This window comes from Chryseotalea sp. (assembly GCF_057350905.1).
In genome coordinates, this window is record NZ_JBMRCF010000009.1 from 140,813 (window position 1) to 157,227 (window position 16,415).

10 protein-coding genes and 1 pseudogene are annotated in these 16,415 nt (G+C 39.3%); 4 read left to right on the forward strand and 7 right to left on the reverse strand.

Annotated elements, in window-relative coordinates:
- Positions 1-1,323 carry a RagB/SusD family nutrient uptake outer membrane protein gene (locus tag ACO1XM_RS13435; RefSeq protein ID WP_486229804.1) on the forward strand — a complete coding sequence of 441 codons (1,323 nt, stop codon included), beginning with the start codon at positions 1-3 and terminating at the stop codon, positions 1,321-1,323.
- 153 nt (positions 1,324-1,476) lie between these two features.
- Positions 1,477-2,496: an SPASM domain-containing protein gene (locus tag ACO1XM_RS13440; RefSeq protein WP_486229806.1), complete on the forward strand. Its 1,020-nt coding sequence runs from the start codon at positions 1,477-1,479 to the stop codon at positions 2,494-2,496.
- A gap of 98 nt (positions 2,497-2,594) precedes the next feature.
- Here ACO1XM_RS13440 and ACO1XM_RS13445 read toward each other — a convergent pair whose 3' ends face one another.
- The 3 genes from ACO1XM_RS13445 to ACO1XM_RS13455 form a co-directional block, all read right to left on the reverse strand.
- Positions 2,595-4,577, reverse strand: coding sequence for an OmpA family protein (locus tag ACO1XM_RS13445; RefSeq protein ID WP_486229808.1), 1,983 nt, complete (start codon positions 4,575-4,577; stop codon positions 2,595-2,597).
- Positions 4,578-4,730: 153 nt separating this feature from the next.
- The gene (locus ACO1XM_RS13450) at positions 4,731-6,053 is read right to left on the reverse strand and encodes a sensor histidine kinase (RefSeq protein ID WP_486229810.1); all 1,323 of its coding nucleotides are present in this window, start codon (positions 6,051-6,053) and stop codon (positions 4,731-4,733) included.
- Positions 6,043-7,413: a sigma-54-dependent transcriptional regulator gene (locus tag ACO1XM_RS13455; protein WP_486229812.1), complete on the reverse strand. Its 1,371-nt coding sequence runs from the start codon at positions 7,411-7,413 to the stop codon at positions 6,043-6,045. The genes ACO1XM_RS13450 and ACO1XM_RS13455 overlap by 11 nt, the downstream gene beginning before the upstream one ends.
- 195 nt (positions 7,414-7,608) lie before the next feature.
- Between ACO1XM_RS13455 and ACO1XM_RS13460 the strand changes: the two genes are divergently transcribed.
- Positions 7,609-9,981, forward strand: a complete 2,373-nt coding sequence (locus ACO1XM_RS13460; RefSeq protein ID WP_486229814.1) for an ABC transporter permease — start codon at positions 7,609-7,611, stop codon at positions 9,979-9,981.
- Positions 9,982-10,234: 253 nt separating this feature from the next.
- Positions 10,235-11,182, forward strand: coding sequence for an AlbA family DNA-binding domain-containing protein (locus ACO1XM_RS13465; protein ID WP_486229816.1), 948 nt, complete (start codon positions 10,235-10,237; stop codon positions 11,180-11,182).
- Between the two features lie 17 nt (positions 11,183-11,199).
- On the opposite strand, the pseudogene ACO1XM_RS13470 reads toward ACO1XM_RS13465, so the two are convergent.
- The 4 genes and pseudogenes from ACO1XM_RS13470 to ACO1XM_RS13485 all read right to left on the reverse strand — a co-directional run.
- Positions 11,200-11,823: pseudogene (locus ACO1XM_RS13470) on the reverse strand (DUF2306 domain-containing protein).
- The gene (locus tag ACO1XM_RS13475; RefSeq protein WP_486229818.1) at positions 11,820-13,640 is read right to left on the reverse strand and encodes a WG repeat-containing protein; all 1,821 of its coding nucleotides are present in this window, start codon (positions 13,638-13,640) and stop codon (positions 11,820-11,822) included. The pseudogene ACO1XM_RS13470 and the gene ACO1XM_RS13475 overlap by 4 nt, the downstream one beginning before the upstream one ends.
- A 328-nt stretch (positions 13,641-13,968) precedes the next feature.
- Positions 13,969-14,676, reverse strand: a complete 708-nt coding sequence (locus ACO1XM_RS13480) for a hypothetical protein (RefSeq protein WP_486229820.1) — start codon at positions 14,674-14,676, stop codon at positions 13,969-13,971.
- A partial coding sequence (locus tag ACO1XM_RS13485; protein WP_486229822.1) for a hypothetical protein occupies positions 14,673-16,415 on the reverse strand: 1,743 nt, incomplete at its 5' end. The genes ACO1XM_RS13480 and ACO1XM_RS13485, both read right to left, overlap by 4 nt.

Sequence of the window (16,415 nt, forward strand, 5' to 3'; positions counted from 1 at the left end):
ATGAATAATAATTTGAAAAAAATCTTAGCGTGTGCCGTTGTACTATTTACAGCAGGTGCGTGCGAGTTAGAGGAGATCAAAGACCCTAACTTTCCCAGTGTTGGAGCGGTTACATCAAACGCTTCTAGAGCGCAATTGAATGCACTGGCCATCGGTCAGGTGGCAGCGGCAAGAAATGGTTTGGCAACGTATTTACAGGTTACAGGTACCATTGGCAAAGAGCTGTTTAATTTTAACGGTACAGAGTCTCGTTGGATGACGGAGTTAAATGGTACAAGACCTATTGATAACTCTGCCTTCTATAATGGTGCAACTACTGCCTTTGGTTTACCTGTTCGTCAGGCTAATATTATTTTAGCTGCTGTTGATAACACATCTTCAGTAACAGATCAGGAAAAACAGGCGTACAGAGGATTGGCTAATACTTTTAAGGGATTAGCTTCTTTGTATATGCTGAATGCACAGTACACCAATGGTATCCGTTTAGATGTTACAGACCCATTCAATCCTAGCAAACCTGCAACCTATGCTCAGTCCTTGGCTGGTATAGCGCAGTTTTTGGATGATGGCGCTGCACAGCTTGACGCAGCAGGTGCTGCCTTTCCATTCGACTTACCTGCATCCTATACTGGCTTTAACACGCCTGCTAATTTCAAAAAGTTTAACAGAGCCATTGCTTTAAGAGTAGCCATCTATCAGGCCGACTGGACTAAGGCAGCTGCGCTTCTTCCTCAAACTTTTATTGATGAAGCCGGAAGTATGAATCTTGGACCTAAGCACAGTTTTAGCCCAAGCGCACCAGATATTGGTAATCCATTATTGAGCACAGCATCTCAAATTATTGTGGGTGTTGAAAATATCTGGGATGCTGCTGAACCTGGTGATACTCGCTTAAGCAAAGTGGAGGTGGTAAATCCTGAGTTGTCTTACACTTCAGGTGTTACTTACACAACAAGATACCGCGCTGTTCTGTACACTTCAGCTACTCAACAAGTTCCAATTATCCGTAACGAAGAGTTGATTTTGATAGCTGCTGAAATTGCAGCGCAGCAAAGTAATCCTACTGAAGCAGTTCGTTTAATGGATATTGTGAGAAATGCTGCCGGTCTACCTGACTATGCCGGTGCTACTACACAAGCTGACTTGATCAATGCCATATTAAAGGAGCGTTCATTATCCTTGTGGTATGAAGGTCACCGTTGGGTTGACATGAGAAGATATAACAAATTAAGTGAAATTGCTATACCAGTAGCAGGTATGGTGGTTCTTGAGCGACTAGAGCGCCCTAACGCTGAAGTTAACTGGGATGTAGCCAATCCTTAATAAGGCTGATTTTAAAAAAGGCGATGTCGGAAGACATCGCCTTTTTTATTTCATTAAAGTACACCAAAAGGTATTTTGATTGCACTTGCCAAATGTTTATTACTTTTGACTCAATTCAGTGAAAACTGGAATTTCGCTTATGATGAATAGATAATGTGGGGATTTTACGATAGCGTCCGATTTTTAAGTAAAACCGACATTAGAAAGGCGGTTAATCATTCAAGAATCTTATCCAGCTATTACCAATCAACTTTTAATAAAAAGCCTTCCATTAAAGGTCTCCCCATTTCAATCTCTATAGAACCCACTACAAGCTGTAACCTTCGTTGCCCCGAATGCCCCAGCGGACTGCGTTCGTTCACCAGACCAACGGGTATGTTGCAACAGGATCTATTTAAAAATGTAATCGACCAACTGGCACCGACACTCAGCTACCTTACCTTTTATTTTCAGGGCGAACCGTATTTACATCCGCAATTTCTGCCGATGGTTAAGTATGCTTCCGATAAAGGAATTTACACAGCTACCTCTACCAATGCACATTACTTAAAAGAGGAGGCCGCTCAACAAACTGTAGCGTCAGGATTGGATCGCCTTATCATTTCTATTGATGGCACTTCACAAGATACTTATCAATCGTACAGGATTGGTGGTGATTTGAGTAAAGTGATAGAAGGCACTAAAAATATCATTGCCTGGAAACGAAAACTAAAATCGAGAACACCGCATGTTATTTTTCAATTTCTGGTAGTGAAACCCAACGAACACCAAATACCTGAGGTGTACAAACTGGCAAAAGAATTAGGTGTTGATGAAGTAAAATTAAAGACAGCCCAAATTTATGATTTTGAAAATGGATCTGAGTTGATACCAACGCAAGACAAGTATTCTCGCTACCAACTGAATGCTTCCGGAAAATACAGTATTAAAAACAGTCTTGATAATAATTGCTGGAAGATGTGGCAGAGTTGTGTGATTACCTGGGATGGAAAAGTACTGCCTTGCTGTTTTGATAAAGATGCGCAATATGTAATGGGTGATCTCACCAAGCAAACCTTCAAAGAGATTTGGTTCGGTGAACAATACCAACAATTCCGAAATACACTCTTTAAATCACGCAGTGAAATTGAAATGTGCAAGAACTGCACAGAGGGTACTAGGGTGTGGGTATAATCGGGATTTACTGAATAAGTTGCTTTAGCTTCTAGCCGTTAGCTCCGAGCTATTAGACATGTTGAGTAGTGGAAAATGATTGAACCTAGTGCTTAATGTTAAGATCCCTGAATTACTTCAATCTCTGTTCTTCTGTTGATTTCACGACCTTCCATTTCATCATCATTGGAAACAAGCGGTCGCTCCTCACCAAAGCCAACGGCTGTAAGCCTGTCTTGACTGATGCCATTGCTCACCAGATAATTTACAACAGCCTCTGCTCTTTTAAGCGAGAGCTGTTTGTTCAGTGCATCATCACCGGCACTATCGGTATGACCGTTTATTTGTATGCGCAGATTTGGATTTTTAGTAAGCAGCGTTAACACACGTTCCATCTCTCCGATGGATTCTTTTTTCAAATCAGCTTTACCACTATCAAAGAATACGTTTTTCAACACTACTTTAGAGCCTGTCTCAGCTTTCGCCATGAGTATGTGCGTATCAATTTCCTGATACTCCGAAAAAGTGGGCACTTCAAAATTCATGGAGTTAAATAAATAGCCATCCACCGAAGTGTTGATACCATAATTGCCACCATGGGGTATATCAATAGAGAACTGACCTGTTTCCGGACTGGAGTAGACGCGTGAGATAATTGTGTTATTCTCGTTATTAATAAGTACTACTTGTGCTTTTAATGGAAGCGATGATTGGGCATCAATCACGGTTCCTTTTAATGCCGTAGCAATACCAAGGTCCTTTTGTAAACTAATCAAAGGATCAACAAATTCATCTGACGCAGGCTGTTGAGGCACTGTCTCCGCTACTTCTGTTTCTACCTCTACAACCGTTACCTCTGGCTCTAAGAAAGTCACCATGCATAAATCAGTTCTGCCGCTTCCTTCCTGCCGCACCGAAGCGTAATAACCTCTTTTCTTATCATGTGTTAGGTGAAAGAAATTTTCATACTCAGCTGTATTTACCGGATAGCCAAGATTCTCGGGCTTCTGCCATTTGCCGTTGGTGCTGATTGATTTAAAAATGTCATAGCTGCCAAGACCAGGATGTGTATCAGAACCAAAATAAACTGTACTGTCATTGAATAAAAAAGGTGCATCCTCATTGCCAGGGGTGTTTATTTCAGGCCCCAGGTTAATGGCATTGGTCCACTCACCATGTTTATCTTTTTCAACCATGTAAATATCCAAACCACCATAACCCTCGGGGCGATCGCTCGCAAAATAAAATTTATTGCCATCGGGTGTAAAGCATCCTGAGGTTTCGTTGCTCATGGGGCCGTTAATAATAGTACCCATGCTTTCAGGCTTTGACCAGGTCTTGCCATCATAATCAGATCGGTATAAGTCGCCATTGCCTTCACCGTAATACACAATTAAAGTTTTGCCATCGCGTGTAAGAGAGGCGGCTGCATCATGAAATTGATTGTTAATGTTACTGCTTATTTTCTGCGGAACTGTCCACACACCATCTTTCAATTCAGAGATAAAGATTTCTTCAAATAAAGTTTTAGTGCGTCTGTCAAAAAAACTGGAGTCACGTGCAGAGGTAAAAATAAGTTTGTCTTCATCCGCATTGAGTAGCGGCCCATAATCATCGTAAGGAGAATTTACAGGCCAGTCCATTACTTTTACGATGGCGGATACTGCTGTATTCATTAATGAGTCTGCGCGTTTGCACTCTTCTATTTTATGATCGCAAATCGGTCCCATCCGCTTATTGCGTTCTTTATAAAGCTCGAAATGCTTTTGTGCTTTTTTAAAATGGAAGTTCAACTGATTAGACATCCCCAGATAATAATGAATATCGGGGTCAACTTGCTGGTCCAGTTTATAGGCTCTTTCCAGGTGTTGCAAAGATTGAAACTTAGGTGAACTGGATAAAAAAGTGAGCCCGATTTTTAACTGAATTTTAGCATCATTGGGGTCAATTTTTTCAGCGGCTTCATAGGCAGTACGTGCCTTTACAAACTCCTGGCGTGAGTATAATTTATCACCTTGATCAACCAATTTTTTGGTTGCCTGGCCATATAACAGGGATATAGAGCAGCAAAGAGCTACTGCAAGGGCATTGCAATATTTCATAGAGGTTCGGTCACTGTAAATCTATTAAAAATCAGTAGACTGTCTAAATAAACATACCTGAGTTTAATAAGTTTAGAGCGTAAAAATCACCGTTTACCACTAGGGAGGGGGGTATTTAGCCATTCTTGTATGCCTAGACGTGTCATTGTGTTGCTACAATACAATGGTAAAACGCGAACCTTCCCCTTGTTTGGATTGCACAAAAAGCTCTCCGCCATGCAGGAGAACAATCTGTCGGGAGAGGGAAAGCCCTATGCCGGAGCCTTTTATTTTGGTGGTAAAAAAGGGCACAAATATTTTGTCCAGGTGCAGCGGATCAATCCCAATGCCATTGTCTTCAATGCCGATGTTGATACGTTCGGCTGTTCTGTACAAGGTAACATTAACCTTCCCATCTTTCATTCCAACCAAAGCATCCATGGCATTTTGTAAAAGATTCATGATCACCTGTTGAAGGAGTGTAGCATCCAGTAAGCCTACCGTTACTTGTAATTGCTGTTCTAAGCGTATACCCCTGTTTTTAAATTCAGGTTCTACAAGGCGAATGCTTTGTGTGAGAAAATCGTACAAATCAACCTGTTTAAAATTTGGTGAAGGAATTTGTGTGAGTTCGCGATAACGTTTGGTAAAATTCAATAAGCCTTCACTTCTGCTATTGATGGCTTCCAACCCGTGTTTTAAGATACGCCAGTCTTCACCGGCATCTTGCGGTTTGTTTTGGGTGATGGTATGTAGCGAGTTGCTTAATGAAAGGATGGGCGAAATGAAATTCATGATTTCATGCGTGAGTACTTTAATCAAGCGCTGCCAGGCTTCCATTTCAGTAGCACTTAATTCATTCGAAATGTTTTGTGCAGAAATGAGTGTGTGAGATCGATCGTCTAACTTAAACACAGTAGCGTACAGCGATAAGGTGATAATCTGCTGCGTACTTTGTAGTTTAAGTAGTTTCTTTTCTCCGGGTTTAAGATTCAAAAGCGCATCTGAGAAAAATTTGTTTTTGTTTTCCAGTTGTTTAATTGAACTGAGATTGCTTAACCCTGCAAACTTCAGAAAGGCCTGGTTGACCATAGTAACGCTTCCTTTTTCATCGTAACTGATAATACCAAAGGAGATGTGTTCAATAATAGATTCGACAAATCGGTGCTTGATTTCTTTTTCACTGCTGATTTTCCTGAAAATGAAATTTAATCTGTTCAAGGAAGCATACAAGCCTTTGAATGCATGATCAACTTTTTCTTCAGTAAAATGTATGCTGAAATCCCTTTCCTCAATACTCTGAAAAAGTGTGGTAATATTTTTGATGAAGTGTGAAATGAAATTGATCAATTCAATAATTTGAATGATTACGATAATGCCTGCATAAAAAGCACGCAGGTAAAACTGATCGATCAGACAATAACTAAATAAACACAAGCTCAAGGTGAGTAAGCTGATGCGCAGTACTATTTTAAAATAGAAACTTTTAGATAGCATAGCGTTCCATTCTTCGGTACATGGCTCCACGCGATAAGCCTAACTCTTGTGCAGCATGACTAATGTTGCCTTTGTGTTTAGCAATGGCCTTTCGTATAGCCCAGGCCTCCAGTTTTTCAAGGTTGAGTTGATCAAAAATTAATTCACCTGATTGCAGGTGTCGCGAAATACCAAAGTCCTCTAAGCTAAGTGCCTGATTTTCGCTGAGAATAACAGATCGTTCTACTGCATGTTGCAGTTCTCGTACATTGCCCGGCCATCGGTATTTCATCAGGGCGGTCATCACTTCATCTGGTATATAACGATCTTCCTTCTGATAATGCTGTGCGTGCTTTTTTAGAAAATGTTGTGCTAATACAGGTATATCTTCGGGTCTTTCAGCCAGTGGAGGTATCCCGATTTCTACGGTGTTAATTCTATAATACAGATCTTCTCTGAATTTTCCTTCTTTTACAAGTTCCTGCAAATGACTGTTGGTCGCGCAGATAATGCGAACATCGATGGCGATGGCTTGGTTAGTGCCTAGCCTCGTGATTATTTTGTGTTGCAGCACCGTCAGTAATTTAGCTTGCAAGGGCAAGGGTAGGTTACCAATCTCATCCAGAAAAAGTGTACCACCATGCGCGGCCTCAATTCTTCCCATGCGGTCTTCCTTCGCATCGGTAAAAGCACCCTTCTTATGACCGAATAACTCACTTTCAAAAATACTCTCGCTTAAAGAACCGACATCAACACTGACGAACACATGGCTATTTCGTTTTGAAAGTCTGTGAATTTCACGCGCGATTACTTCCTTGCCGGTGCCATTATCTCCGGAGATCAATACGCTGGTATCAGTCGGAGCAATCTTTTCGATTTTATTTTTTATTTGTGCCATCGCATCCGATGTACCAATAAGTGCCTGCTGAATATGCGAAGTTGTTGTCAATATTTTTTGCTGTGCGGTCAGGTGTTTTACTTTTTGTTTCTCCTCATACAAAGCAAGTGCATTTTTGACAGTGACCAGCAGCTTTTCATTTTCCCACGGCTTTGTAATAAAATCATGTGCGCCTCTTTTCATGGCTTCAACCGCCAATGAAATATCCCCATACGCAGTGAGTGGTATCACGGGTACATCTTTATTAAACTCGAGAATGCGCCCTAACCAGAAAAGGCCTTGTGTGCTGCTGGTGTCTCCCGCCCGGAAGTTCATATCCAGGATGACGGTATGAATATTTTCCTTTTCAAGCAGCGACATGATGCGCTCAGGATTTGAAGTGCTGACTACTTCCATTTTGTGCTGCTCAAGCAATACTTTTAGCGAGAGTAATACAAACTCATCGTCATCGGCAAGCAATACTTTACCAGGGCTCTTGACCATGATTATTTCTGATTTGTATTTAAACCTACGAAGTCCTCATTAAATATAGCTAAGAAAGTGCCCATTTATGGACAGTATTTTTTCTACGCATGGGCACTTCGTTGTATTTTTAGGTTAGAAGCTGCGAAATGATTACGAAAATGAAACTTCAGGTTTTGGCATTGCTTTTCAATGTATAAGGCAAAATCAGATCTTATGTTGCGAAATTATTTTATCATCGCCTGGAGAAATCTTAGAAACAACCTGCTCTTTGCTGCGCTAAATAGCATCGGACTTTCCATCGGCATGGCAGCTTGTTTGGTAACAGGCTTGTTTGCGTACGAGCAATACCATTACGATGCACACCACGTTTTTTCTGACAGGATTTACAGGGTGGTGAATAAACAATTTCAGGAAAATCGTTCCACTTATCTTTCATTAACGCAGGGGGTATTGGCACCTGAACTGAAAAAGTCGTTTCCGGAAATAGAAGAGGCCACCCGAATCGGATTTAAGTCAGTGAATATCCTTCGCGAAAACCAGGATCCCATTCAGGTGCGCGTTATGGCGGTGGATTCCACTTTCTTTTCAATGTTCACTATTCCTTTTAAAATGAAAGAGACAAACAAGCTCTTGAAGGAAGACGAAATCTATTTAAGTGAAAAAATGACGAAGGTGATCTTTGGTGAGAAGAACCCTATTGGAGAAACGATTTCATTTGTAGAAGGCATGGAGATGAAGGTCGCAGGTGTGTTCAACGATTTTCCGTATCAGTCGAACCTGGTCACGGACTATATCATTTCATTTTATTGGATTGAGAAGCTGGAACCACAATCCGTTAACTGGCATTCGAACACGCATTATAATTACGTCTTGCTGAGAGAAGGTACCGATGCAAAGGACTTTGGGAAAAAGATGAATGAATTGATTCATCGTTATACGCCCACCTCCTGGGCATCGTATGAGTTTTTTCTGCAACCCTTGTTGTCAATCAACCTACAGCCCGGTTATGTAGGTAACAACCGTGGCGCTATTGGCAAAATACTGGTAAATGGTTTTATGATGGTGAGCCTCATCATTCTCGTATTGGCTTCCTTCAACTATATGAACATGGCTACCGCCCGATCGGTAAGAAGAGCAACAGAGGTGGGCGTAAGAAAAGTAGTAGGTGCACAGCGTTTTCAGATTGTGAAACAATTTCTGATGGAGTCATTGATCTTGTGTGCAATTGCTTTTTTGATCGCAGTACTTTGGGCTGACATTGGTATTCAATACTTCAATTACTTTGCCGGTTTTGAACTTACCTTTAAAACTTTTTATAGTAGTCCTGTTTTAGTTTTTTGGCTGGTGGTGGCTTTCTTAACCATCACCTTTGTGTCAGGTGTTTATCCTGCTTTTTTTCTTTCACGCTTTACACCAGCGCAAGTATTGAAAGGAAAACACAATTCCGATTCAAGCAGAGCACTTCGCAAAGGGCTGGTGCTGTTTCAGTTTACCTTAACCAGTTTGTTGGTTGTATTGATTTTGCTCATTAACAGACAAACCAACTACATGCGTTCGCAGGATATGGGCTTTAATAAAGAACAGCTTCTGCTTTTTGCAGACGACAGAAATAAAGACATAGGACTGGAGGCTTTTAAAGCAGAGTTGTTGCAAGTACCGGGTGTGGAGCGCGTAGCGAGTGCATCGGGGTTTCCGGGCTACTCACGCCTGAGCAGTACAAATTTGTGGGAGATCAATAAAACAGAAGACGAAAGCATTAAGGCCTTGTGGTTGTATGCCGATCACGATTATGTGCAGACCTTGGGACTGACACTATTAGCAGGCCGAAATTTTAATGCGAATGGGTATGATAAAGCAACAGATGTAATCGTCAATGAAAATACAGTGCTGGCTTTCGGCTGGACACGCGAGGAGGCAATTGGAAAAAAGATTGCGGGCTTTACCTTTAGCGACTCACTGCCTGGTGAAATAGTGGGTGTGATCAAAGACTTTCACATCAGTCAGTTACGTAAAGAAATTATGCCCCTGGTGATTCGCTATAGTGCCGATGAAAAATTGTACATGGTTAAAATTACTGACCCTGCCTTATTTACGGCAAGAGCAAAGCTGGATGAAGTGGCAGCGAAGCTCACCCAGAGCAATGATTTTGAATCGAAGTTTATGATAGATGCCCTGGAAGAGGGCTACACAGCCGAGACCAAGAGCGCAGAGATGCTTACCTTTTTTACCATACTGGCTATTCTCATTGGTTGTTCAGGTTTGTATGCCCTGGCAGCTTATGAAGGTGAGCAACGCATCAAGGAATTAGGCATCAGAAAAATTATGGGTGCCAGTACCTACCAGTTGCTTTATTTACTATCAAAAGATTTTTTGAAACTGCTGGTATGGTCGTTGGTGTTGGCGATGCCACTCGCTTACTTTTTAGGTAATATATGGTTGCGTGTTTATCCGTACCGCACCTCATGGACCGTTGATATTTTTTTAGTACCCTCTTTTTTTGTGTTGTTGTTAGGTTGGCTTACGATTATCACACAAGCATTAAAAGCATCAAACCTTAATCCGGTGGAAGCATTGCGGTATGAATAGGTTGTGATTACTAAAAATAGGTTTTACGGAAATGGTCGTAGTGTTTGCTGCGATCATTTTTATTGAATGGGATATATAGAATATCCGGGTTGGGGAGGGAGTAGTGGTGGTATATATTTTAGCTATTACGTGATTAATTTGCATTGTTGAATAGATTCTATCGATATTAGGGTATGAAGACATGAAGTGATTTGGTAAGAGAAAGAATGAACTATCAAATAGCAATTAGGTGTGCTTAAATTTCTAAATTCAAATGGACGCAAAAGAAATTGAGGAATTAGTAACAGCTTACATTGAGCAATCTATTCAAGGACTAGATAAGGAAAATCCAAAATTCGACTTTAAAGCATCTTGGTATGATTTGAAAGAGCCTAAGGATATAAACGAATTTTTAAAGGATACAACATCAGTTGTTAACACTTTTGGCCCTGATGGTTATATCGTTATAGGTTTTGATGATAGAAAAAAAGAGTTTACACAAGCAACATTCAAGGATTGTAAACTACGAGACTCTTCAGAGATAATAAACTTGATAAATGGACGAGTTGATAGCCTTTTCATAGTGAACACCCTTGATATTGAAATTAGGGGAAATAAACTTAGCATTATCCACATACCGCCTTCAATAAACAAGCCGCATATCATTAAGAAATATGTTACTTATGAAAATGGACAGATCAAAAGAGATGAGGAGAATAAGATCTGGGTAAGAAAGAATTCCAGAACCAATTCTGCCACAAAGTATGATATTGATCTCATGTATTATGATAGAAAAAACTTGGAGCCTGACTATAATCTCCATAGTAACTTCCACTTAAAGGCAACGAATATAAGTGCAAACCGTAGTAATAGCTTGCAATTAACTACTTACATGACTATTGAAAATTCTGGCAGGAGGCCAGTAGCAATAAGCGAAATGAAGATCAAAATTGAAATCGGCACATCCCCTTCATTAGAAAAATTTAATTTGGTTTCAGATGCAAGATATGTAGGACAAAATCTCCTTATTAGAAGTGGGGAAATATTGAATGAGAGGATAGAGTTCTTTAGTAGGGAGATTCTTAGTTTTTCCGATAATCAAGCTCGAAATCAAAAACAGCATTATTATGAACTTGAGAAGAAGAATTTACAATACTCGAGTCTTGAAATTACTCTTTCTAATGGCACAATAATTTATTCTGACTTAAAAATGATTGAATAAGACATAACCAATTTGGACTATCGTCTGAAAACTAAATAGACCTCTACTGCCAGTAAATTAAGAGTCCAACTAAGCCAGGCAATTATGGCATAAGCTGAAGGATTCGTAAGATCAACTGTACCAACCGTGATAAAGACGTATAGACGGAAGGTGACAGCCGCAAAGGTAAGTGAGTAGCTTCTTAATATCCAGTTACTGTGAGAAGCCACATCTCCCTTGCGTGCTTTCTGTACAGCTAAGATTGTAAAACCAAACCAAAGTACTGTTTGTAATAGAAAACTAAGCAATACCCAAGTTCCCCTCTATATGGAAAACGACATGACCAAGCCGCCAGGTGCAGCAAAAAAAACGATACCATAAGTATAAACCCTACCCATAAGCCTATGCAATTGCCTCATCTGTGAGCGGAAACCAATTAAGAGTTGAAAGAAGCCCACAAGTAGTATTATGCCTGCTGCTATGACATGAGAGTAATAAAATGGCAAATACCAACCAGTAGCAATAGCGGATTCTTTAAGTTTAAGAAAGCCAAAGGAAGTATTAAAATTAAAATAACTGAGAGCGTTCCACGAAAGAATTGCAATAAGAAACGTCACAATTATAATAATCAACCAATAGGCTATAGAAAGTATTCTCTTCACATTGCTGCAGACGGTTTGGTTTGCTGAATGGGTAAGAAACTATCCAGAAATAGCAGGTTATGCCTGTCTATTTCAGTCATATCATCTAAAAACTCTTCATATTTTGCAAACCTTGGCTCGTACCACTTAACATACTTAAAATCCTCTTGAATTTTGGGGTCAGGGAAGATGTATCCATAAAAAGCCAATATTTCATTTCTCATTTGCTGGATAGTTGATGCAGAAACAAATTTTCGAGATGCTGTATCTTGTTTAAGATTATCCCAAAAGTAAAAAGTGCCACTTAAGTAACTACTATCTAATTTTATGAACTCAGTACAATCAAATTGACGTATACTTTCCAAACGATCAATTCCACCACTATTTTTATTAATTCTGAAATAAGCATGGTAAGGAATGTTCCAATCTTCCTTCGATCTATCGAAACCCCAATCATAAGCATTTCGAAAGATGTCGTTAGCATTTGCCGTGAGTGTAAATTCCAGAAGAGTGCTGTCAATTAATTTTATAGATTTATATTCTATGGTAAGTTCATGCTGACTCAGACGGTTACCATCCTTGTTAATAAACGTAATCAGATGGTCTTGATAAAATTCTTCTCGGCCTCCCAGATAATGGACTTTTAATTTTGTATAAAGAATAGAAAGACTTTCAGTCAGTTTGTTTAATAAAGATTTGTCTTTGTCGATTACCTCGGTTCCAGAGGTTTCTCCATCAAACTCTTCATAGTCAAGAATGAAATGATCTAATACCTCACGAAATATACCAGTAGTAACGTAATGTTGAGATGGTACAATTTTAGCCTTTCCGATATTTTCTATATCAAGAGGCTCTATCATAGTATACTCACTTGGTTTAAGGAGTAGGGGTTTGGTCACAAATGCAAACGACTTGAGGTAAAGTGCTGCGTCTTCATCTGGATAACCGGAGCTATAAATATACTCTTTATCGACCCAGCCATAAGTTGTGTCATTTTTGACTAATGCATAGACACTATCTGATTGATAAGGAATTATCCAATCATAAAGCGCAGGTATCAATTCTTTCCCTGCTAATGAGAAATGGCCAACTTTAGAATCTCTTTTTACTTCAACAACATTTTCTGTATCGAAACTAATAGTTCCCACCAAATCATATTCAACAGGAACAATGACACGGCCTCGGGCGTTGATAAGTCCCATTTTATAATTTGGTTTGTTTTTTTCTCGTCTATTAAAATAATCTTTCCAGTCTCCATTTACAGCATAATAATAAGTGCTGTCGTGGTGGCGTGCGTACCAGATTATCGTGTCATAGTGTTGCTGAAGTTGTGCGGCCTCTTCAAAGTAAACCTCTCTGGTTTTAAATGCTTTTGCAAGGTGTCTAGAGTACCCCAAACGAAAAGAAAGACTATGAAAATCCTGGTAGAATTCATCAGCCTCAATTTTTCGAATTGAAAGATTACCATGATCAGATTTCAACCACAAAGTGAAAGCACTCTCTTTTTTGAAATCAAACTTAGGGTGAATCGATTTAAAAAGCGCACTGATCTCGACACGAATATCAGTTTCTCCAAAAGTAATGCTGGCTGTACTAAAGTTGATAAAACACTGAACACTGTCTTCTTGGAGTTTTTTATTCTGCATAATACGAATTGCTCTGAGTAAGACTTCAGGACTTTTGTCTACTTTGAATTGTTGTAGAATAATCTCATCTGAAGCCTGAAGATTTTGCTCAAACTTACCTAAGTAAGCCCTTACTTTTTTCTCATAATCATTCTTATTAACCGTGGCACATCCTGCTAGAAAAAAAATAAGAGCGTAATTCAATTTTTTCATGTCATTAGGTTAGTTCTAAAATATATAAAAGTTGTTGATATCAGGATTAGACTCTAAGAGCAAAGCTAGCTTTTCAATTTTACTCTTAAGATTGTTTGGAGCCCAATGATTATTTTATGAAGGTCAGTTTCTACTATGAAACCAGGTATTAAAACATTGCTTGCTTTTAATTGGTTAATAGGTATAGATAGAGTTATCTAATCGTCACAATTATTGTCCTGTGGCCAGAGCGTGCCTACACCTACTGGTCTTAGCATCTCGCTAAAACTAACTATATTTTTCTCTATTCTTGTTAGGTCGTAGGGAGACCCTACGACCAGAGCGGGGATCAGTCATACAGATTTATTGTGACGTCACATTCTGATTTTAACTTACTAACTATAACATCAAGTTTTTGAGACCTTAACTTAATTATTATACGATCTAATAAAATGTGACGCAACTCTTTGGGTATGCCATTTTCTCTTATAGTATTGCACAAAAAGATGTCTATTCTATCCCAGTCATCTTCTTTATTGTTTTTTAACAAAATACTTTTAAACCGTGACGGATTATAAAAAAAAAATAGAAAAAAACTTTGACTTACGGTTCCTTCATCATAACCATTAATAATTCCCCTCTTGTCTTCATTAATCTGCTCAAGAATAAATTGATCGGTGACAGTAAAATCAATTTTTTTGAAATCTTGAAATAGTTTCAGTAAGTAATTTTTTGTTTCCTCTGCCTGATTATTTTCAGTCTTAACTTCGTTGATAGAGTAATATATTAAACTCATTAATAACCTTTGTTCATAGTTATCAAACACTGTTTTCCTTTTTACCGATTGGAATTGCTTGAAAGTTTTTGTGAATTTTGAACGATTCACAGTGTCTTGGCATGAATTAATCAATTCTTCACCCAAAAGAATAAGTTTTTCAAATCCAATAATATTAACTCTTGATCCTAAGCTGTTAACATTATCTATGGACTTCTTTGGATTTTGTGACAGACAGGTAGAAAATACCAGCATTAGGGGAATTAAATAGTAGCTTTTCATAAGGGGTCAACTTTTTCTTCACTCTCGTCTATTATAAAGACCTTTTGAACAAATTGTACTTTAGTTTCTTCTTTGATACGCTGTTCAAGAGCGTGGATATAAGCTTTTAATTTAAAAGCAGGATTATCTGGCGAGTCATGGGCATAATAGCTATTGGCTAATGTATATTTATTTCTATCGGGATTTTTTCTTCTCTTTTTTATATCTTTAATAAATATATCCTCGATACGAGCATCATAAGCTTCTGGATAAATATCATATTGTGGCGAATTATAGTTTATCAAAAAGCAACCATTTGAATAATCTGCTCTATCTCCTCCATGAAGTTTATAGCCTGTATCTTCCGCAAGACACATAGTAACATCCCAAAATTTACTTTCATTACCTGTATCAACACTAGAATACAACAAATTGAATCTTCCGGAGGGATGTCGCATAAAGTCTTGCTTTTTTGTTGGTTCACTTCCCTTTGGCCTCTCCAAAATATACCCTTTATAATCAGTCCCCACAATTGTGAATTCACCCCATGTTCGATATTGATTCCTTCCTTTACGCTTATAGTGTATCACAATCTCTTCAGGGACTATAATTTCACAATTCTTCAGGTTCTCGTGCAAGACATCAGCCCTTTCTTTCAGCGCTGCATCTAATCCATTCACAAATGTTTTCTTTGAGCTACTTAGCAGATAATCATTCACAGCTTTTGTACACGCTGATTGCAAACCACTAACCGGATAAAATTTCTCTCTAAAAGATACAGTTTTTAATCCGTCTGCTAAAGCAGTATCATACTTGGCATTTACAATGGCAAGCAGATTAAAGTTATCTGCTTCAATGTTACGCTTAATGCTATCTATCGCATGGTTAAAACTATTCTCAATCAGTTGATCAAATCGATCTATGTTTCCGGGATGAAACCAAATGTAGGCAAAGTAAATATAGGTCTTTACATCGGCTGTATCCAGTTGATACAACTTAGCATCGACATAATTAACTGCATCTTGTGTGAATTCATCTGCTCCCAGACTGCTGACATATGCTCTAGTGCTGAGCTGATCATGCATAAATATATACTCACTTGTTAAGAGGCTTTTCATCGCCCCCTCTTCATCCCCATCAAACAGTCCCAACATGGCCACCGGGTTGTGTATGTAATCCCATTGTGTTTTGTATAAGTTTTTGCCTGTAGCACTGTAGTCCATCAGGTTGTCGCCTTGCTCTGGCAAGGGCGGGAAGCTGTGCTCTAAACGGAAGGCTCCATGGGCCAGCTCATGGGCGATGGTTTTGGTGGTGTTGGTTGCGCTTACTTTCTCCGAACAGATAAAGCCTATCTGTTTCTTGCGCGGCATAAAACCCATCACGCGTGCATCGTCTGTTTTGGGTACTATAAATAAGTAATAGGTGTCAGGCATGATCGATCTGTCCCTTAAATAATGATTGTTGATGCTGCGCATCCCGCTGGTGTAGTTGGAGTACCAGCTGCTGCTGCCATATTCAAGGCCGTTTCTATCGGTGTCATACACTACTTCTGTTATTGTTTGCACATCCTGCACCTGCCAATCGACAACGGCCTGCTTGTAAATGTCATTGAGTTTCGTTTGGAGTGTTTCTTTCGCGATGGATAGTTGTGCGCCATTTACCGAGATCAGTACCAGGTTCTTGAAGGCCTTGTTGTAGCTTACCACATTGAGTTTACCAATGGCTAGCCTGTTTGTCGTAGAGTCTGCATTATTCTCTTG

What these genes read in the sequence shown, in the direction of transcription:
- ACO1XM_RS13435 (WP_486229804.1), top strand. Translation starts at nt 1, where the DNA reads ATGAATAATAATTTGAAAAAAATCTTAGCGTGTGCCGTTGTACTATTT.
- ACO1XM_RS13440 (WP_486229806.1), top strand. Translation starts at nt 1,477, where the DNA reads ATGTGGGGATTTTACGATAGCGTCCGATTTTTAAGTAAAACCGACATT.
- ACO1XM_RS13445 (WP_486229808.1), bottom strand. Translation starts at nt 4,577, where the DNA reads ATGAAATATTGCAATGCCCTTGCAGTAGCTCTTTGCTGCTCTATATCC.
- ACO1XM_RS13450 (WP_486229810.1), bottom strand. Translation starts at nt 6,053, where the DNA reads ATGCTATCTAAAAGTTTCTATTTTAAAATAGTACTGCGCATCAGCTTA.
- ACO1XM_RS13455 (WP_486229812.1), bottom strand. Translation starts at nt 7,413, where the DNA reads ATGGTCAAGAGCCCTGGTAAAGTATTGCTTGCCGATGACGATGAGTTT.
- ACO1XM_RS13460 (WP_486229814.1), top strand. Translation starts at nt 7,609, where the DNA reads ATGTTGCGAAATTATTTTATCATCGCCTGGAGAAATCTTAGAAACAAC.
- ACO1XM_RS13465 (WP_486229816.1), top strand. Translation starts at nt 10,235, where the DNA reads ATGGACGCAAAAGAAATTGAGGAATTAGTAACAGCTTACATTGAGCAA.
- ACO1XM_RS13475 (WP_486229818.1), bottom strand. Translation starts at nt 13,640, where the DNA reads ATGAAAAAATTGAATTACGCTCTTATTTTTTTTCTAGCAGGATGTGCC.
- ACO1XM_RS13480 (WP_486229820.1), bottom strand. Translation starts at nt 14,676, where the DNA reads ATGAAAAGCTACTATTTAATTCCCCTAATGCTGGTATTTTCTACCTGT.